At 60.5% G+C, this 18,344-nt stretch carries 14 protein-coding genes; 5 read left to right on the forward strand and 9 right to left on the reverse strand.

The genetic code is table 11. The features are described 5' to 3' along the window. Positions 1–6: 6 nt before the first annotated feature. On the forward strand, positions 7–1,278 hold the full coding sequence (locus U5L73_RS02025; RefSeq protein ID WP_322560787.1) for a Zn-dependent hydrolase: 1,272 nt from the start codon (positions 7–9) through the stop codon (positions 1,276–1,278). Positions 1,279–1,431: 153 nt separating this feature from the next. Here U5L73_RS02025 and U5L73_RS02030 read toward each other — a convergent pair whose 3' ends face one another. Next, positions 1,432–4,578: a two-component regulator propeller domain-containing protein gene (locus U5L73_RS02030; RefSeq protein WP_322560788.1), complete on the reverse strand. Its 3,147-nt coding sequence runs from the start codon at positions 4,576–4,578 to the stop codon at positions 1,432–1,434. Between the two features lie 173 nt (positions 4,579–4,751). Here U5L73_RS02030 and yghU point away from each other — a divergent pair, with 173 nt between their 5' ends. The 3 genes from yghU (at position 4,752) to U5L73_RS02045 (ending at position 6,962) form a co-directional block, all read left to right on the forward strand. Beyond that, positions 4,752–5,609 carry a glutathione-dependent disulfide-bond oxidoreductase gene (gene yghU / locus U5L73_RS02035; RefSeq protein WP_322560789.1) on the forward strand — a complete coding sequence of 286 codons (858 nt, stop codon included), beginning with the start codon at positions 4,752–4,754 and terminating at the stop codon, positions 5,607–5,609. A 64-nt stretch (positions 5,610–5,673) separates the two neighbouring features. Then, complete coding sequence (locus tag U5L73_RS02040) at positions 5,674–6,267, forward strand: tRNA-uridine aminocarboxypropyltransferase (RefSeq protein WP_322560790.1); 594 nt, start codon at positions 5,674–5,676, stop codon at positions 6,265–6,267. Positions 6,268–6,269: 2 nt separating this feature from the next. Continuing rightward, on the forward strand, positions 6,270–6,962 hold the full coding sequence (locus tag U5L73_RS02045; RefSeq protein ID WP_322560791.1) for a DsbA family protein: 693 nt from the start codon (positions 6,270–6,272) through the stop codon (positions 6,960–6,962). 65 nt (positions 6,963–7,027) lie between these two features. Here U5L73_RS02045 and U5L73_RS02050 read toward each other — a convergent pair whose 3' ends face one another. The 6 genes from U5L73_RS02050 to U5L73_RS02075 all read right to left on the reverse strand — a co-directional run bounded on the left by U5L73_RS02050 (position 7,028) and on the right by U5L73_RS02075 (position 15,006). After that, positions 7,028–7,696 (reverse strand): hypothetical protein, encoded by a 669-nt coding sequence (locus U5L73_RS02050; RefSeq protein WP_322560792.1) that lies wholly within the window; start codon positions 7,694–7,696, stop codon positions 7,028–7,030. Continuing rightward, positions 7,693–8,676 (reverse strand): MYG1 family protein, encoded by a 984-nt coding sequence (locus U5L73_RS02055; RefSeq protein WP_322560793.1) that lies wholly within the window; start codon positions 8,674–8,676, stop codon positions 7,693–7,695. The genes U5L73_RS02050 and U5L73_RS02055 overlap by 4 nt, the downstream gene beginning before the upstream one ends. Positions 8,677–8,693: 17 nt before the next feature. Continuing rightward, entirely contained in the window at positions 8,694–9,506 is an 813-nt protein-coding gene (gene otnI / locus U5L73_RS02060; RefSeq protein WP_322560794.1) for a 2-oxo-tetronate isomerase, read from the reverse strand. A gap of 6 nt (positions 9,507–9,512) precedes the next feature. Beyond that, positions 9,513–12,602: an efflux RND transporter permease subunit gene (locus U5L73_RS02065; RefSeq protein WP_322560795.1), complete on the reverse strand. Its 3,090-nt coding sequence runs from the start codon at positions 12,600–12,602 to the stop codon at positions 9,513–9,515. Then, positions 12,599–13,864, reverse strand: coding sequence for an efflux RND transporter periplasmic adaptor subunit (locus U5L73_RS02070; RefSeq protein ID WP_322560796.1), 1,266 nt, complete (start codon positions 13,862–13,864; stop codon positions 12,599–12,601). The genes U5L73_RS02065 and U5L73_RS02070 overlap by 4 nt, the downstream gene beginning before the upstream one ends. Before the next feature lie 221 nt (positions 13,865–14,085). After that, complete coding sequence (locus U5L73_RS02075; RefSeq protein WP_322560797.1) at positions 14,086–15,006, reverse strand: DMT family transporter; 921 nt, start codon at positions 15,004–15,006, stop codon at positions 14,086–14,088. 95 nt (positions 15,007–15,101) lie between these two features. Between U5L73_RS02075 and U5L73_RS02080 the strand changes: the two genes are divergently transcribed. Continuing rightward, complete coding sequence (locus tag U5L73_RS02080) at positions 15,102–15,899, forward strand: helix-turn-helix transcriptional regulator (RefSeq protein WP_322560798.1); 798 nt, start codon at positions 15,102–15,104, stop codon at positions 15,897–15,899. Here U5L73_RS02080 and U5L73_RS02085 read toward each other — a convergent pair. Then, entirely contained in the window at positions 15,896–16,861 is a 966-nt protein-coding gene (locus tag U5L73_RS02085) for an AraC family transcriptional regulator (RefSeq protein ID WP_322560799.1), read from the reverse strand. The two genes, U5L73_RS02080 and U5L73_RS02085, sit on opposite strands and share 4 nt — an antisense overlap. A gap of 43 nt (positions 16,862–16,904) precedes the next feature. Continuing rightward, positions 16,905–18,317, reverse strand: coding sequence for a D-arabinitol 4-dehydrogenase (dalD, locus tag U5L73_RS02090; RefSeq protein ID WP_322560800.1), 1,413 nt, complete (start codon positions 18,315–18,317; stop codon positions 16,905–16,907). Positions 18,318–18,344 lie beyond the last annotated feature (27 nt).

An 18,344-nucleotide genomic window follows, 5' to 3' on the forward strand; every position in this document is an offset into this window, starting at 1 on the left:
AGCACCATGACCACCGACACCCACATCGACACTGTGCTCGACCTCTCCCGCATCCGAATCAACGGCAAACGCTTGTGGGCCTCGCTGATGGAGCTGGCGCAGATCGGCGCCACGCCCAAAGGTGGCGTATGCCGCCTGACATTGACCGACCTGGACAAACAAGGCCGCGACCTCGTCATCGGTTGGGCCAAAGAGGCCGGCATGACGATCACCATCGACAAGATTGGCAACGGCTTCATGCGCCGCGCCGGGCGCAACAACCGCCTGCCGCCCATCATGACGGGCAGCCACATCGACACCCAGCCCACCGGCGGCAAGTTCGACGGCAACTACGGCGTGCTGGCCGGCATTGAAGTGGTGCGCACGCTCAACGACCTGGGCATTGAGACCGAAGCCCCCATCGAAGTGGCCTTCTGGACCAACGAAGAAGGCTCGCGTTTTGTGCCGGTGATGATGGGCTCGGGCGTGTTTGCCAAGGCTTTCACGCTGGAGCATGCCTATGCCGCTACCGACACCGAAGGCAAGACGGTGAAGGGCGAGCTGGAACGCATCGGCTACATCGGCGACCAGGAGCCCGGCGACCACCCGATTGGCGCGTACTTTGAGACCCACATCGAGCAAGGCCCGGTGCTCGAAGACAACGACGTGACCATCGGCGTGGTCAGCGGCGTGCTGGGCATCCGCTGGTTTGACTGCACCGTGACCGGCATGGAAGCCCACGCCGGCCCGACGCCCATGGCGCTACGCAAAGATGCGATGCTGACCGCCACCCGCATCATGCAAGACGTGGTGGCCGCCGCCCACCGCCACCCGCCGCATGGCCGCGGCACCGTGGGCATGGTGCAGGTGTTCCCCAATAGCCGCAATGTGATCCCCGGCCGCGTAAAGTTCAGCATCGACCTGCGCAATAGCACCGACGCCCTGGTAGACCAGATGGCTGAGGAGGTGAAAGCCTTTGCTGCCAGTGTCGCCAAAGAGCATGGCGTGGACGTAAAGATTGAAATGGTGTCCAGCTACAACGCCATTCAGTTCCATGATGACTGCGTGGACGCCGTGGGCCGCGCCGCTAAAAACTTGGGCTACAGCCACATGCCCGCGGTGTCAGGCGCTGGGCACGATGCGGTCTACATGGCCAAGCTGGCACCCAGCGGCATGATCTTCATCCCCTGCAAAGACGGCATCAGTCACAACGAAATTGAAGACGCCAAGCCCGAGCACATCACCGCGGGCTGCAATGTGCTGCTGCATGCGATGCTGGAGCGGGCGAAAGTCGTTTGAAAGACTCCAGAGGCAGAGATATGAGGCATATTAGCCTCTAGCCCTCTTATTTATTGCGCAAGCAGCTCCTGATTTGATAGCAAATCAGGAGCTGCATTTATTTCGACTACTGGATATTGAAAACCCTAGGGCCCTCTTTCGGGCAACCCATCGCTAAGCGGTCCGCTCAACGGTAAAGCTGGTTCCATCAAAGTACTGCGTATCCTGGAGTTTTTCCAAGATCTCACTTTCATTGAGGTGACCGGTATCCTTGATGCCAACGCAGGCGTTTCTGCCGCGCGACTTGGCGACGTAAAGTGCAGCGTCGGCAACGTTAATGGTCTTACTCCAGTCCAGCAGCGACGGGCGTGTGGGGCACAGCGGGAAACATGCGAATCCGACGGAACAGGTCTTGTAAATGGGGGCGCCACCCTCCAGCGCAAAGGGTGTGTTGGCGACGGCAAGCCGAACTCTTTCCCCGAGTTGCAGAGCATGGCTACGGTCCGTAGCGCGTGCAACGATCAAAAACTCTTCGCCGCCCCAACGCACCATGTAGTCGGTGTCGCGAAAAACAGTGCTGAACCTCTCCCGCAGTTGCATCAGTACGGCATCGCCCGCTGCATGGCCGAGTTCGTCGTTGAGTGCTTTGAAGTGGTCGATATCAATCAGGTAGAAAATGAGATCCGCGTCCTTCGGCATTTCCGCACCGTACTTGGCGTACCCTGAATAGCGGCGCGCTACAAGATCGATGTCGGACTCAATATGGCGCGACAGAAAGCGCCTATTGCGCATGCCGGTCAGGGGGTCGGTCAGACTGGCTTCCTCCAAGGCTTTTGTCCTCTCTTGCACCTTGCTTTCGAGAATCAGATGTTGGTCACGCAACTGGCGCGTACGGAGCTGGATAACCCCATACATGGCGGCGATCAGCGCGACTACGGCAGCCACTACCAAACTGGTGTGCTGCCACCATGCGGCCTCCACAGTCACCGGCACGGCGAACTCATGAGAACTCCACTGACCATGCCGATTGGTGGCACGTATACGCATGACGTAGGAGCCAGGAGCAAGACTTCCGTAGCTGGCACTGCGCAACTCGGGCCCAGTTTGCACCCAATCAGGATCGAACCCATCGAGACGGTACGCATAGCGCAGACGCCCGGGCTCCGCCAAATCAAGCGCCGCAAAGTCGAAGCTGAAGTTGTTCTGCCCTGGCGCAATCCGGAGGGCTTCGCCGTTGGGGGGCATCGGCCAACGTGCATTGTTGACACGTATTTGTGTCAACACCAGTGGAGGTGAAAACTGAGAAGCTTGAAAAGCCTCCGGTGACACCACTAGAAGACCTTTGCTCCCGCCAAAGAGCAATCGTCCGTTCCGGGCTTTGGTGAATGAAAAAAACCAGGGTGTTCCGATATCGATGCCATCCACCGCGCTCAGCATGAGCATGCTGTCGGCTTTAGGGTCGTAGACATGCATTTGTGTCCAGATACGGCCTTGGGCGTCCTCCATCAGGTTGGCGCCGAAGGGGCGGCTTACGAAGCCATGGCGCTGGCTCACACGGTCGAACCGCGCCGCAGTTCCATTCCAACTCTCGAGTTTGTGCAGGCCAGAGACTGCGGTATCCACCCATAGGCGATCGGCGCGGTCCCACAGCAATCCGATCACCACTGGCGTGCCCAGTTCTCCCCCCGGCTCTGCGGCAACACTCACCATTTCACTGCTTTGTGCAGGGATACGAAAAATGCCTTGGCTCGTACCTACCCACAGCGCTTGGTCTGGACCCTGCGCCACGGTAAACGCGTCGCCCTTCAGCTTGGAGCCCCCTTGGAGATGGACTGGCAAAACAGAGCGCCCATCAGGCGGAACCTGTAAGAGCCCGTCTTGAGTACAAACCCATAGTCGCCCGTCACTGCCAGCCACTAAACGGTGCACCGTTCCGGCCTCCAGAGGTAGCCGGCTCAGCAATTGACCTTTGTCACTCACACGATGCAAAGCACCCGCCCCTGCGACCCAGACTGAACCGTCAGGCATCTGCGCCATAGCGCCGACTTGCACAGGCGCTTGGCGGTTACCGGCACCCGGCAGAGCGAAGGCGCCTTTGCTTCGCAGGTCCGAGGACAGCACGCCGATACCCGCCGTGTGGGTGGCGGCCCAGATGTCGCCATTGGCCAGCTGCAGCAGTCCACGCACGTCTGGCTTTGCCAGCGCGTCTCGTGGCTCGCTTTGCGGGTTGCGCAGCAAAATCGCGGTGTTGCCAGGATCATGGCGCTGCAAACCGACACCGAAGCCGGCAACCCACAGCCAGCCATCTTGTGCGCGCAACAGTGTAGTGACTTCATTGGCAGCCAGGCCGTCAGGCCGTGCGGGGTCATGCTGCAATTGCTTTAAGACCTTAGCGTTGATGCTGTCCCTCAATTCGATACCAGAGTCCCTGCCCACCCAGACGGTTCCATCGGATGACTGCACAAAACTGGTGACGGCTCCAGCTCCTTGTGTCAGGTCCTCGTTGGACAGCATCTCTACAGAGCCGGTCTTGGGATCGATGCGCGCGATATCCCCTTGCAACGTCCCCGCCCAGATCAGGCCCACATCGTCCTGCATAAGCGCTTGCACCGTGCGGCCCTGGAGGCTGAGGGCAGCTCCGACTCCGTCGATGCGTTCGAATCGGTCATGGGTGTGTCGCTTGCGGCTCAAACCAGTCCAAGTGCCAACCCACAGGTCTCCGGTGGTATCCACAAGGAGCGCCTGAACGCGGTCGTCTGGCAGGCTGTGGTCGGTGCTGGATTTGCGATAGCTCTTAAAAGACTTGGTGGCCGGATCCAACCGCGCCAAACCGGTACCTAGCGAACCGACCCAGATACCGCCTTCGCGGTCCTCCGCCAGCGCTCTCACCGTGGAGTGTTTGGTCTCTTGACCCGCCTGCGGGGTGTTCGGGGCATTGCCCAACACCTGGACCGAGTCAATAACAGGGTCATAGACCGCCAAACCGCGAGTTTCAGTGCCGATCCACACTTTGCCGTCTTTGCCCGCATGGAGGGCTCGTATCCAGCCGAGATTACGCGCTACCGGATCCGGGTCTGTTGTCTCTTGTGAGGTGAAGCGATATCCATCGTACCGAACGAGCCCATCCCCAGTGGCAAGCCAGAGATAGCCGGTAGCGTCCTGCACGGCAGTGGCCACCACACCGCGCGGTATCGCTCCCACACCGACGGATTCCAGCCTTGTTTGCGCCCATTGGGGCAATACTGCAAAGGCTTCACTACCTGCGATGGCCATCAAGGCGCACAGCAGCCACCCTGTGACGCGTACTTTTGTATCTCCCATCAACCCACTATATGCGAACCCTCCTCGCATGACCAAGTCATCAGTGTCACCAGTACAACTGCCGTGTGGTTCTGATGGTGAATCTGGCGCCAGTGAAAGCGCCCTCACCCCGACGCCCCGAGAAATTCACGAATATCATGGAATCCATACTCCCACATCACCCGGAACACGACATGACCGACTCCTCCCCCTATGTACCCCCCAAAGTTTGGACTTGGGACAAAGAAAACGGCGGCGCATTCGCTAGCATCAATCGCCCGATTTCAGGCCCTACCCATGACAAAGAACTGCCCGTGGGTAAGCACCCGTTGCAGCTCTATTCGCTGGGCACACCCAATGGGGTGAAGGTCACCATCCTGCTCGAGGAGTTGCTCGCTGCAGGCCACTCCGGCGCCGAGTACGACGCATGGCTGATCAACATCCGCGATGGAGACCAGTTCGGCTCCGGCTTTGTAGACGTGAACCCCAACTCCAAAATCCCCGCCTTGCTGGACCGCAGTGGGCCTGAGCCTTTGCGCGTGTTTGAGTCGGGCTCCATCTTGTTGTATTTGGCTGAAAAGTTTGGCGCATTTGTGCCCAAGGACATTGCAGGCCGCACCGAAACCCTGAACTGGCTCTTCTGGCAAATGGGCAGTGCGCCTTATCTAGGCGGCGGCTTCGGTCACTTTTACGCCTACGCGCCGACCAAGATTGAGTACGCGATAGACCGCTTCGCCATGGAAGTGAAACGTGAACTCGATGTGTTGGATAAACGCTTGGCCGACCACGAGTACCTGGCAGGCAGTGAGTACACCATTGCCGACATGGCAGTGTTTCCCTGGTACGGTGGCTTGGTCAAAGGCTGGGCTTACGACGCAGCAGAGTTCTTGAGCGTGCACGAATACCAACACGTGCAACGCTGGGCAGACCAACTCTATGCCCGCCCGGCAGTGAAGCGCGGCCGCATGGTGAATAAGGTGACCGGCGAACCTTCAGAACAAGTGCCCGAGCGCCACGACGCCAGCGACTTTGACGGCAAGTCCTTGGCCTGAAGCCACTGGGTGTGCGCACTTTGGTGTTGAGTTTGCAGATAGGCCGGTGGAGTTTGGCCGGTTCATGAGCCGCCCTACCTGCCCCCACTGTTTACGTCCGCAAGCCACCTGCCTGTGCCATTTGGTGGTGCCCACAGCGAGTGCTTGCGAGCTGCTGATCTTGCAGCACCCGCTGGAAGTGCGCCACGCCAAAAACAGCGCGCGCCTGCTGCACCTGAGCGTGCCGGGTAGCCGAATCGTAGTGGGCGAGGCGTTTGACGAGGTCGCACTGCAAGCCCTGCTTCCCGGGCCGCGGACCACGGTGCTGCTGTATCCGCCCACTCAGTATGAGGGGCATGCAGCAGCCGACTTGCTGGAGCCAAAGCAGCTGCAGCACCCCGAGACGCTGCGCTTGGTGGTGCTAGACGCCACCTGGCGCAAGAGCCGCAAGATGTTGCACTTGAACCCGGGCCTGCAACGCCTACCGCGTTTAGCCCTTAGCGACGTGCCGGCTGGCCGCTACTCAATCCGCAAAGCCCACGCGCCGGGCCAGCTCTCGACCCTAGAGGCCACCTGTGCCGCGCTGGCGCAACTCGAAAGGAATGCCGAGCGTTGGCAGCCGTTGCTGGCCGCTTTTGATGACTTTGTAGCGCGGCAACAAACCTGGGCAGCGCGCTAGTAATGGCCCATCCCACCACCGGAGATCCCATCACCATGTCACGCCTGCCTGCAAGCCCAGCGCTCTTGTATATCCATGACCCAATGTGCAGCTGGTGCTGGGCATTCCGCCCGGTGTGGCAGCAGCTGCAGGCACAGCTACCGCCGGGCCTGTTGGTGCGTCGCCTGGTCGGCGGGCTGGCGCCTGACAGCGACGTCCCCATGGACCCGGCCATGCAGGCCAAGCTGCAATCCATTTGGCGCGCGATTGCTGCGCGGGTTCCGGGCACCGAATTCAACTTTGACTTCTGGACACGTTGTACACCACGGCGCTCCACCTACAACGCCTGCCGCGCAGTCCTGTTGGCCAGAAGCATGGCCGAAGCACACGGTACCGACGCCGAGGAGGCGATGGTCAACGCCATCCAAACCGCTTACTACCTGCAAGCGCGCAACCCCTCTGATGTAGGGGTGTTGGCCTCGCTGGCCGGCGCGCTGGGCTGGAACGAAGACGCCTTTGCGGCGGCCCTGCGCAGTCCGGCAGTGGACGCCGCTCTGCAGCAGGAGCTGTCCCTGGTGCAGCGCTTGCCGATTCAAGGCTTTCCGAGCCTGGTGCTGCACACCGCAAGAGGGCTGCAGCCGATAGCTCTGGACTATCTGGATACAGGCACCATGCTGCGGCCCATCTTGGCCGCTTGGCAATCGACGGCGCCATAAAAATGAACTGTTTTGAGTTCCAGCCTTGGCATATCAAGCGCAAGGCGCTATGCTTTTTATAGCAATTAGCTGCGGCGCATGAACTTAAAGATCAAAATCCAGAAACTTAAAATGAGGCTAGCCACCGGAAACTGCAAGGCCGTCGGCATCAGGTAAATCACCATCACACCGGGGATCCAGACGCACCACAGCGCAACCAACACCGGCAGGTATTGGCTGCGCAAAAAGTCTGCCGACACCACCCGTGCCCAACTGCGAGCCCGGAAACCGTCGTCCCGCCACGCCAGCATGGCGATGACCGCAAAATTGGTCATAGGCGAATACACAAACTGATCGAGCAGCACTTTCTTGGCGATGGTGAAGATATCGTTCCCCTCGCCAAAGAGCACCACCTGCAAGGCGTAAAACATATCGACTGTCACGCCGATACAGCCGAACACCAGCGCAGCAAATACTGCGTTGAATACCACCCGCCGGTTGAAGGGCTCTTTGAGAACCAAGTGGCTCAAAGTTTCTGGTACCACTACGGCAAACACCACATACGAGAGAAAAGCAGCGGCATAGCCCCCTGCTTGCTTGATGGTGCCCCATTGGGCCAAGCCCTGTGCTACTGCGGGTACAAAGGCATAACTCACCAAAAGCGCGGCCAAGCCGCACCACAGCACCAAGCCGGGCCGCACATTGGCGGCAACGGCATCGCGCACCTGGCGCAGCACCGGGATGGGCGCGTTCATGCGTGGCGGGCCGCCAGCGCCAACTCGGCCAGGCGCACAGCGCCCTCGAAGCTGCGAGCCCCACCGATAAACAAGTTCAGGTGGCAAAACACACTATCAGCTACACCGGTGACGGCTGCCAGCTCCGCATCGCGCAGTCCGGCCCAAGGTTCGGGCAAGTCCATGCGGGCAGTGAACGAACCGGCTTCGACCGGCACCGTTTTGATCTGGTACTGATCGCCGTCCGAGTCAGGGTAAATGACAAACATCACGTCGGGCATTTCGTTCAGCACCACATGCGTCCAGGGCATGCCGCCTTCTTGCAAGTGCAGCACCCGACCGCCCAGCAAGCGGGGTGCCTGGCGCACCGTGTCCATGGCACGCAATTGGGCTACTTTTTTGCTAATGGCGTGGTCCAAAAACTTGCGGTTGATGGCGATCGCTTCGCGGAATCGGGTTTCCAGCAACTGGGCCTTGGCAGCATGGTCCAAGCCCTTTTCTTCGAGCCAGTGGGTGTTGAGTTGGGCGATCAGGCTGGAGAGGCCGAAGATGCCTGGCGACACATCGCCCTGGCCGGTATCCACAATATCGAGGTACTGGACCAGCGAGTGATCGATGGAGCGCACGATCTGCTCGATTGATGCCGCATCCAGCGCGTGACCCTGAGCTGCGCACCAAGCCTGCACATAGGCGGTGCCGTACTGAGACCACACCAAGCCCGCGCTGGCGTAGCCCACTCCGGGAACGGTAGCGCCATCCAGCTCTGCGGAGGGGCGGGCACCGTCAAAGCCACGCTGATGGTGGTCAAAGCGGCCCTTGGCGGCATCCCACACACCGCCCACATCCACCGCGAAATCTGCGGCCTCAATCAGCTCTTGTTTGCGGGTACGAACCAGCGTGTGCGAGGGAAACACCCCCATCAAAATACCCACGCCAAACACATCGTCAGCATGGAAGGTGCCACTGTGGGTGGCGATTACTTTAGGGGCGGTGACAGTCATGCCCCAATTTTAGAGACTTAGCCCCGCACATGCGGTAGCCAGCCCAATCCGCTTCGTGTAGCGCCCGGTGCAGCCCCGCGCCGGGGACGGTATTCGCAGCCCACCCAACCATTCCATCCGCACTGGGCGGAGACTTCGTCGATCACGCCCAAGAGGTAAGCGTAGTTGAGTTCGCCTACGTCGGGCTCATGGCGCTCCGGTACGCCCGCAATCTGAATGTGCCCTACCCGCCCCTGCGGCAAATAGGTGCGGAGCTTGGTGGCTACATCGCCCTCCATGATTTGGCAATGGTAGAGGTCCATCTGCACCATCAGGTTGGGAGCACCCAGCGACGCCACGATGGCATGGGCCTGGGCTTGGGTTTGTAGCAGGTAGCCCGGAAAGTCGCGGGTGTTGATCGGCTCGATCAGGACAGTTTTGCCTGCCGTTGCCGCTTGGTCCGCTGCCCACTGCAGGTTGACTTGGTAGGTGGCCTCGCAGGCGGCGAGGTCTGCATCCGGTTCCACAATGCCAGCCAGCACATGAATGCGTGGGCACTGGAGCGCATGGGCATAGTCGAGGGCTCGGGCAAAGCCCGTACGAAACTCTGCTTCGCGGCCGGGCAAAGCGGCAATACCGCGTTCCCCGGCATCCCAGTCGCCGGGAGGTGCATTCAGCAGCACCTGCTGCAAACCATGCGCAGCCAGCCGGGCCGCCAGGTCAGCTGGGGCAAAGGCATAGGGAAACAAAAACTCCACCGCTGCAAAGCCATCGCGCGCGGCCGCAGCAAAACGGTCCAGAAACGGGTGCTCTTGGTACAGCAGAGACAAATTGGCGGCAAAACGCGGCACGGCGGTTTACGCTCCCACCGGTGCGTTTTCAGGGGTCACGATGGGCCCGGTGCCGCTAAAGCGCTCCAGCATCAGGTACAGCACCGGTGTGATGAACAAAGTGATGGCCTGCGAAAAAATCAATCCACCCACCACCGCCAAGCCCAAGGGCTGGCGCAACTCTGCACCCGCACCGATTCCCAGCGCAATCGGCAAAGCTCCCATGAGCGCGGCCAAGGTGGTCATCATGATGGGGCGGAAGCGCAAGATACAAGCCTCGCGAATGGCCTCGGCCGGTGTCATGCCCATGTGGCGCTGCGCATCGAGTGCGAAGTCAATCATCATGATCGCGTTTTTCTTCACGATCCCGATGAGCAACACCAGGCCGATGGTGGCAATCAGCGTCAAGTCCTGACCAAACAACATCAAGGTGGCCAATGCACCGGTTGCCGCTGACGGCAGCCCGGCCAGGATGGTGAGAGGGTGGATATAGCTCTCGTACAGCACCCCCAGCAACACATAAATCACCAGCAATGCGGCAATGATCAGGATGGCCTGACTGCCCTGCGAGTTTTTGAATACGGCAGCATCGCCGCCATAGCTGCTGATGATGGACGTGGGCATTTGGATGGCCTCGCGCGCCGCATCAATCTTAGCGGTCGCATCGCCCAGCGCAACACCTGGAGCCAGGTTGAACGAAACCGTAACTGCTTGCAGCTGCCCGACGTGGTTGATCGAGGTCGGCCCCACCGAGCGCTCCACCGTGGTGAAGCTGCTCAAGGGGACGAGGCTTCCTGTGCTGGAGCGAACAAAGATGCCATTGATGGCAGACTCGTCTTGCTTGGCCTCGGGCGCGACCTCCATGATGACCTGGTAGCTGTCGGTCGGCAGGTAAATCGTGGACACCTGGCGCTCACCGAACGCACTGAACAGTGCAGTGCGGATGCTGTCAACCGACACACCCAGTGAATTGGCGCGGTCACGGTCGATTTTGAGTTGCGCCTGCAAGCCACGCAGCTGCGAGTCGCTGGTCACATCGCGGAAGGATGGGTCGGTGCGCAACTTTTCCTGGAGCTTCTGGGCCCATGTACTGAGCTCATCTGCCCGGATACTTTGCAAAATGTATTGGTACTGCGCCTTACTCTGGCGACCACCAAGTTGCAAGTTCTGCGTGGGGCGCATGAACACGTTGATACCGGCTACGCCCCGCAATTTCTTGCGCAGACCTTCGACCACTTTTTTCATCGGCTCACGCTCGGACTGGGGCTTGAGTGTCACAAACATACGACCGGTGTTCTGTGCACCGCCACCACCGTTGAAGGAGCTGACCATGGCCACATTCGGATCCTTGCGGATGATTTCAGCCGCACGTTCCTGCAAGGCCACCATCGCGGTGAATGAGGTGTCTTCGGCCGCTTCGGTAGTGACCTGGATTTGGCCGATGTCTTCCTCAGGGAAAAACCCTTTGGGGATCACAATCAGCAGCCACGCGGTCGCCACAAAGGTCGAGATCGCAATGGCCAAGATCACCCACCGGTGCGCAAGAGCCAAGTCCAACATGCGGGTGTAACCGGCCAGGGTGGCATTGAAGGCGCGCTCAAAGCTGCGCACCACCACACCGGGGCGCTTCATGTGCGCCTCGTCTTTCAGAAAGCGGCTGGCCAGCATGGGCACCAAGGTGAGCGACACGAACGCCGAAACCACGATCGACAAGCCCACTACCACTGCAAACTCGTGGAACAGCAACCCGATCACGCCAGGCATGAAGAAGATGGGGATGAACACCGCAATCAAAGAGACCGATATGGAAATGATGGTGAAACCCACTTCGCGCGCACCGCGCAAAGCTGCCTGAAACGCGTTTTCACCCTTCTCGACGTGGCGAATGATGTTTTCCAGCACCACGATGGCGTCGTCCACCACCAGGCCGACTGCGAGCGTCAAGCCCAAGAGCGAGATGTTGTCGAGGCTGTAATTCAAACCCCATAGCAATGCCACCGCACCGACCAGCGACACCGGCAGCGACAAAGCTGGAATGACCGTAGCGACGAATCGGCGCAAAAACAAAAAGATCACCAGCACCACCAGAATGATGGTGCCGATCAGCGTAAGCGTGACATCGTGCAAGGCTTCCCGCACCGACAAAGAACGGTCGTTCACCGGCGTCAACTTGACCGAGGCGGGCATCTGAGATTGCAGGCCCGGCAACGCAGCGCGGATGGAGTCCACCACCTGCACCGTGTTAGCACCCGGTTGGCGTTGCACGGCGAGGGTGATCGAGGGCTCGCCATTCAAGGTGGCCCAGCTGCGAAGCGTCTCGAGGCTGTCTTCTACCTTCGCCACATCGCGCAAGCGCACAGGATTGCCGCCTTTGGTGCTTACGATGAGGTCTGCAAACTCTTCTGCCGAGCGTAGTTGCTTGTTGGCTTGGAGCACCAGCGTCTGCTTTGGCCCCTCCAAGATACCCACCGGCGTATTCACGTTGGCGGCTCTCAGCGCAGCGCTGATTTCGTCCAGCCCAATGTTGCGGGCGGCGAGCGCCTGCGGCTGCACACGCACCCGCACCGCGTAGCGCTTGGAACCGAACACGTTGACCTGCGCCACCCCGTTCACGGTCGAGAGCGTCGGCACGATCAGGTGCTCTGCATAGTCTTGCAACTCGGAGGGCGACAACGATGGCGACTGCAAAGCCACTAACAACACCGGTGCATCCGCAGGGTTTACCTTGCGGTAAGACGGCGGGTTGGTCATGTCGCTGGGCAGGGCACGCTGGGCACGCAGCAAGGCCGCTTGCACATCGACGGCCGCAGCATCAATGTTGCGGGACTCTTCAAACTCCAGCGTGAGCGAGGTGCTGCCCAGCGTGCTGGTAGAACTGATGGTTTTGAGGCCCGGAACCGTCTGAAATTGCTTTTCCAGCGGCAACGCAACCGCAGTGGCCATGGTCTCCGGGCTGGCACCAGCGAGAGACGCCGAGACGTTGATCACCGGCGTGTCGTAACTCGGCAAAGCCGCCACCGGAATGCTGCGAAACCCAATCACCCCCGCCGCCACAATGGCGAGGTTGAGCAGCACCGTCATTACCGGACGGCGAATGAAATGTTCAGAGATATTCATGGCTTGGCGGGTTTAGCAGCGTCACTGGCGGCGGGCTTGGCGTCTGGGGCTTTGGCGTCTGAAGATTTAGCCTCCCCGTCTTTAGGCTTGCCTTTGCCCTCCGGACTCTCTTTGGCGCGCTCTACCACCGGCACATTGGGCCGCAGGTTTTGTTTGCCGTCTTGCACCACCGCATCACCGGCTTTGATACCGGTCACTGCGGCATCGCCCGCTTCCGCGTACACCAGCTTGATCGGTTTGAGCACCGCTTTGCCGTCTTCCACCACATACACAATCGTGCCGCGTGCGCCTTGCACGATGGAGGCGACAGGAATCACCACCGCATCGGGAATATTGGCAATGGTTTGCTGCACTTCGGCAAATGCGCCGGGCCAGAGCTTGTTGTCGGCGTTGGCAAAGACCGCCTTGGCCTTCACAGCGCCGGAGCTCGCGTCGACGGCGCTGTCCACAAACTGCAACTTGCCCTTGAAGGTGCCGCCGCCATCGGCGAGCGTAGCTTTGACCGAGGCGCCCTCCCTCAGTGCGGCCAGCGCGTCGCTCAGGTTTCGCTGGGGAATGCTGAACTGGATGCCCACCGGGTCCAATTGGGTGATGGTGACCAGACTGGTCACGTTCACCTGCACTGCGCTACCCACAAAAACATTGACCGCACCAGCACGGCCGGACGCCGGCGCCACGATGCGGGAATACGACAGAGCCACCTTGGCCGCATCCAGCGCGGCCTGGTCGGCCACTACCGTGGCGTTCACACTGTCGACCAGCGCTTGGGCGGTATCGACCGACCCTTGGGAAATAAAGTTTTGCGCAAACAACTGCTTGGCGCGCTCAAACTGGCGCTTGGCGTCGGCCAGTGACACATTGTCTTTGGCCAACTGCGCGGCGGCCTTGGCCACATTGGCCTCGTCGCTGCGGGCGTCCAGGGTGAACAGCAACTGCCCGGCCTTGACGAACTGCCCTTCTTTAAAATGCACACTTTTGATGGTGCTGTTCATCTGGGTGCGCACATCGACCACATTGAGTGGCACCACGGTGCCACTGGCCTTGAGGGTAACGTTGAGGTCTTTTTTCTGGGCCTTCACAGTAGACACCGACGCCGGGCCGCCGGCCGGTGCGCTGGCTGCGGCACTCGCCGGTGCGGCAGCCGAGCCGGCTGCGCCGGATGCGGGAGCGGCAGAAGCAGTCTCGGACTTGCCGGAGCAACCCCACATCAACAAGGGCAAGGCGGAGCACGCCAGCACAACTTTGGCACGATGAAATTTCATGGGCAGGGCAACAACAAGGGGGCAGGTTGGAGGGAGAACAGCACAAACGCGGGCGTTCGGCCTTCATTTTTAATCATAGGTTGCTAAGCCGCGAATTCACCGGATTAAATCCGACCAGGATGCAAAGCATCTGTAAAGTTTGCGCCCGCCACGCAGCCTCGCCAGTCTATGACTGCTGCGTGGCAAAACCAAGACAGGTTTTCCCTCGCCGCCCCGGGCAATTAACGCGCCCGGGCCTTGAAGGGGCCTGCGCTCACGAGCACGATGCCCACCAACACCGGAATCGCACCGACCAGAAAGCCCGCCTCAATCGGCTCATCGAGCAACCAGGCACCGAACAACATGCCGAACAAGGGCGTCATGAACGAGAACACGCCCAACCGCGAAGCCAGGTAATGGCGCAACAACCAGAACCAGGCCAGAAAGCTGGCAAACGACACCACCACCGCGTGAAACGCGAGGCTGGCCCACACCTGGGGTGTGAAGTTCACCTGGGCCTGCCCCGACGACCAGGCTGCGCACAGCAACACCCCGAATGCCATCACCAATTGGTATTGCAAAGTTTTGGAAGGCTGGGCTTTGGCAAGACTGGAGCAGCGCACCACCACGGTAGTAGCAGCCCAGGCGATAGCGGCGAGCACGCCCAAAAAGTCGCCCCACAAAGTGCTGCCCGCTGCAGCAGCACCAGTGGCAGCGCCATGCCCACGGCCGAGGAAGGTCATTGCAATACCGGCGAAAGCAATCGCGATACCGCTCCACTGCAAACCACTCAGGCGCTCTGCAGGAATCCGCCAGTGCAAACCCAACGCTGCAAAAATCGGAGCGGTGTACAAAAACACCACCATGTGCGACGCACTGGTGTGGCGCAAACCCTCGGCCACCAGCAGAAATTCAGTGGCAAAAAACACACCGACCGCCAAACCAGGCACCAGGGTTCCATCGCGCAGCGACATGGACTCGCCACGCCACCACATCACCAAACCCACCAGCAAGGCGGCCACGCCGGACCGCAGGGCAATTTGCATGACCGGTGCAATATCCGCAGCGGTGGCTTTGAGCACCACCTGCTGCATGCCCCAGGTGGCACACAAGACCATTATCAACAGGACGGCGGACCCATCCACCGGTTTGCGCGTATCCATAACTCTCCCATACCAATCGACCGACCGATTATTCAGCTGACGGCTTTCATTGATATAGTGAAAACATGACAAGCCATACGCCATAGTGGACAAGCATGCCCATCCTGCGCCCCAAGCTGGACATCCCCCTCACCAGCCCTACCTTACCGGCACCGGTCATGTTCCGCAGCGCCTATGTGCCGGACCACGGGCTCTACCCTGAGCATCAGCACGCCTGGGGCGAGTTTGTGTATTCCTTCAGCGGCGTGATGGAGGTGAAAGTGCAAGGCCACCATTTCCTGGCGCCACCGCAGTACGGCATCTGGTTGCCGCCCCACCTGGAACATGTGGGCCTGAACCGCAAAGCGGCACACCACTGTTCTCTGTATGTGTCTACCGCCTTGTGTCGACCTTTGCCTGCAGAGCCCTGCGCACTCACGGTGAGCCCCTTGGTGCGCGCCATGCTGGAACACCTGCGTTTGCAGCCAGCGGGCAGTGCGGTGTCGGGGCCTGAAGCCCGCTTGCTCAAAGTGCTGCTCGACCAGCTCACCCTCGCTCCCCGGGCAGGCAGCTACCTGCCCGGCTCTGACGATCCGGCGCTGGGCGCCGTTCTGCGGCTGCTACAAGCCCACCCCGGCGACAACCGCTCGCTCCCCGAGCTGGCCCACGCAGTGCACAGCACCGAACGCACCCTGATGCGTCGCTGTCAGCGCGACTTGGGCATGTCGTTTGCCGAGTGGCGCCAGCGACTGCGGGTGGTACGGGCCATGCCCCTGCTGGAGGCGGGCCAGACTGTGGAGACGATTGCGCTGGATCTGGGCTACGGCAGTGCCTCAGCCTTCATTGCCATGTTCAAGAAGTTGATGGGCACCACACCGGATGAACTCCGCCGCGGCACCCTGAGTACCGCCTAGAGCGTAGCGGGTGCTCCGCCGAAACGGCTGCCCGCCTGTTTGCGGAACTCTGAAGGGGTCATGCCCTTGAGTTCCAGAAAGCGCCGGTTGAAATTGGCCACGTTGTTGAAACCCACGTCGTAGCAAATATTGGTGACGTAACGGTCAGAAGTCATCAACAACTGGCAAGCGCGGTTGATGCGCACCCGGTTCACAAAGTCGGTGTAGGTGTTACCTGTCGCTCGGCGGAAAAAGCGTGAAAAGCGGCTCTCACTCATCGCCAATTCGGCGGCTACTTCGGCCGCCGATTGGGAGTGCGATGGGTTTTCAGTGATGCGGTTGACGAGGGTATTGATCTGGTCGAGCTCGGTGTCGTTTTCGGCACCCCGCATTTGCACGTTAGAGAGCAAGCGGTAGTCGCCCCAGCGGGACAGATCGGTCATGAACTCGCAAAACGCTGCCAAGCGTTTGAGTCCGCGCGAACCGCGCACCGCATGCCAGTGCGTTTGCGCCCGATCAGAAAGTCCAAAAAACTCAATACCGTGACGGGCCCGCTCCAACAAGGGCAACACCTCTTTGAGCTCCGGTATGGACTGACAAGCCTGCGCCAATGGCTCATGCCGGAACTGGATCACCAGATCGCGAAGGGCAACCCCCTCGTCGGGCACATCCAAAGAGATCCAGTTATGGGGCAAGCGGGGCCCGCACAGCACCAAATGGCCCGGCTCAAATGCGCCTATCCAGTCCCCCACAAACGCCTTGCCGGAGCTCTGAGTGATCAGGTGCAACTCGTACTCGTCATGGCAGTGCCAGCGCGCCAGCGGCGTGGGGTACCCGTGCCCAAGGCAGCGTATGAAGCCCACCTCGTCGGTCGGCTCATAACCTAGCGACGGATTGCGGTTGTAGTCCGCCTCCAGCTCCGGAGCCCGGTGCCGACTGACGGGATGGCCCGATAGAGGGTACGAGTGAGGGATAGCAGCCATAGTGACTCAAGCAATGAACGGGAGTGCCACACACTACCAGCAATTACACCGGGCTCACACCCAAGTGGTTTTGGACAAACAGCTGTACCCGGGCGTAGCCCACGCGCAACGCATCCAGCAAGCGCGGCGTGGAGGCCAGCGGGCCCCACAGCACCGGGTCAGCCGCAAAAGCGGCCACCGGGTCGGCCGCCTCACAGATCGCGTGGGCCACCACCGGGTCCATGGCCTGGTCTTGGTAGCTGTAGGCGATCTTTCCCTCGTGCCAGCGTTGCAGGTAGGCCAGAAACAGGGCGGGCAACATGATCACACTGGCAATCGACTCGCCACGCGCCAAGCGCTCTCGAATGGTCGGCACGATAAAACCGGGGATCTTGGAATACCCGTCCATCGCCACCCGTTGGTTGGTATCGCAAATGGCCGGGTTACCGAAGCGGTCCAACACCACGTCGCGATAGGCGCGCAGATCCAGCGGGCTGGGGTTTTCGGGGGTGTCCAGCACCGGGATGGTGTCGTCGGTCACGTAGTCATACGCAATGCGGCGAATCACCGCATCGTGCGTGCCTTCGTGGATGTACTGGTAGCCCACCAGAGTGCCGGCCCAAGCGATGCAGCTGTGGGTGGCATTGAGCAAACGGATCTTGGCTTCTTCATAGGCATCGACGGACTGCACCATCTCAACCCCCACCTTCTCCCAGGCCGGGCGGCCGGCGATGAAGTTGTCTTCAATCACCCACTGGATAAAGCTCTCGCCCATGATGGCGGCTCGGTCATCCCAGCCGGTAGCAGCCTTGACGCGCTCGGCCACATCCGGCGTAGGGCGCGGCGTAATACGGTCCACCATCGCGTTCGGGCTGCTGGTGTACTGCTCGACCCAGGCTTTGAGCGAGGTGTCGCCCAAGGCATCAATAAACTGCAACAAACCGGCGCGCGAACGCTCGCCGTTATGACGCAAGTTGTCACAGTTCATCAGGGTCACTGCACCGGCGCCGCTGTGCATGCGGGCCCGCAAGATGCTGACCAAGCCGCCGTAGATGGTGTGGCCGGCGCGGCCTGCCTTCACCGCCTCCAGGTCGGCGCGCAGGTCAGCAAAGGTGGCCCAGTCCAGCTGGTTCTTCGCGTCCAGGTAGTAACCGGCTTCGGTCACGGTGAACGAGATGATGCGGGTAGCGGCCTCAGCGCCTGCTGCGACCAAGGGGGCGAGGTCATCCTGATAAGGAATGACTCTTTGGATGGATTCAATGCGGGTGTAGCTGCGCTCGCCTTGGGGCGTTACGGTTTCCAGCGTGTACGCGCCGCCTTGGGCCTGCAGGGCTTCCATGGTGGCTAGCATGTCCGGGCGCAAATTGCCGCCGGTGATGGACCATTCGGTATCGCCACGCTGTCGCAGTTCGTGGATGTAAAGCGCCTGGTGTGCGCGGTGGAACGAGCCCAGTCCGAGGTGAAGAATCGTAGTCATGGTCAGGCGTAAAAAATGGATCAGGGA

The organism is Rhodoferax sp., assembly GCF_034520025.1.
Lineage (GTDB): Bacteria > Pseudomonadota > Gammaproteobacteria > Burkholderiales > Burkholderiaceae_C > Allorhodoferax.

What these genes read in the sequence shown, in the direction of transcription:
- U5L73_RS02065 (WP_322560795.1), bottom strand. Translation starts at nt 12,602, where the DNA reads ATGAATATCTCTGAACATTTCATTCGCCGTCCGGTAATGACGGTGCTG.
- dalD (WP_322560800.1), bottom strand. Translation starts at nt 18,317, where the DNA reads ATGACTACGATTCTTCACCTCGGACTGGGCTCGTTCCACCGCGCACAC.
- U5L73_RS02050 (WP_322560792.1), bottom strand. Translation starts at nt 7,696, where the DNA reads ATGAACGCGCCCATCCCGGTGCTGCGCCAGGTGCGCGATGCCGTTGCC.
- U5L73_RS02030 (WP_322560788.1), bottom strand. Translation starts at nt 4,578, where the DNA reads ATGGGAGATACAAAAGTACGCGTCACAGGGTGGCTGCTGTGCGCCTTG.
- U5L73_RS02085 (WP_322560799.1), bottom strand. Translation starts at nt 16,861, where the DNA reads ATGGCTGCTATCCCTCACTCGTACCCTCTATCGGGCCATCCCGTCAGT.
- U5L73_RS02075 (WP_322560797.1), bottom strand. Translation starts at nt 15,006, where the DNA reads ATGGATACGCGCAAACCGGTGGATGGGTCCGCCGTCCTGTTGATAATG.
- U5L73_RS02080 (WP_322560798.1), top strand. Translation starts at nt 15,102, where the DNA reads ATGCCCATCCTGCGCCCCAAGCTGGACATCCCCCTCACCAGCCCTACC.
- U5L73_RS02040 (WP_322560790.1), top strand. Translation starts at nt 5,674, where the DNA reads ATGAGCCGCCCTACCTGCCCCCACTGTTTACGTCCGCAAGCCACCTGC.
- U5L73_RS02045 (WP_322560791.1), top strand. Translation starts at nt 6,270, where the DNA reads ATGGCCCATCCCACCACCGGAGATCCCATCACCATGTCACGCCTGCCT.
- U5L73_RS02055 (WP_322560793.1), bottom strand. Translation starts at nt 8,676, where the DNA reads ATGACTGTCACCGCCCCTAAAGTAATCGCCACCCACAGTGGCACCTTC.
- U5L73_RS02070 (WP_322560796.1), bottom strand. Translation starts at nt 13,864, where the DNA reads ATGAAATTTCATCGTGCCAAAGTTGTGCTGGCGTGCTCCGCCTTGCCC.
- yghU (WP_322560789.1), top strand. Translation starts at nt 4,752, where the DNA reads ATGACCGACTCCTCCCCCTATGTACCCCCCAAAGTTTGGACTTGGGAC.
- U5L73_RS02025 (WP_322560787.1), top strand. Translation starts at nt 7, where the DNA reads ATGACCACCGACACCCACATCGACACTGTGCTCGACCTCTCCCGCATC.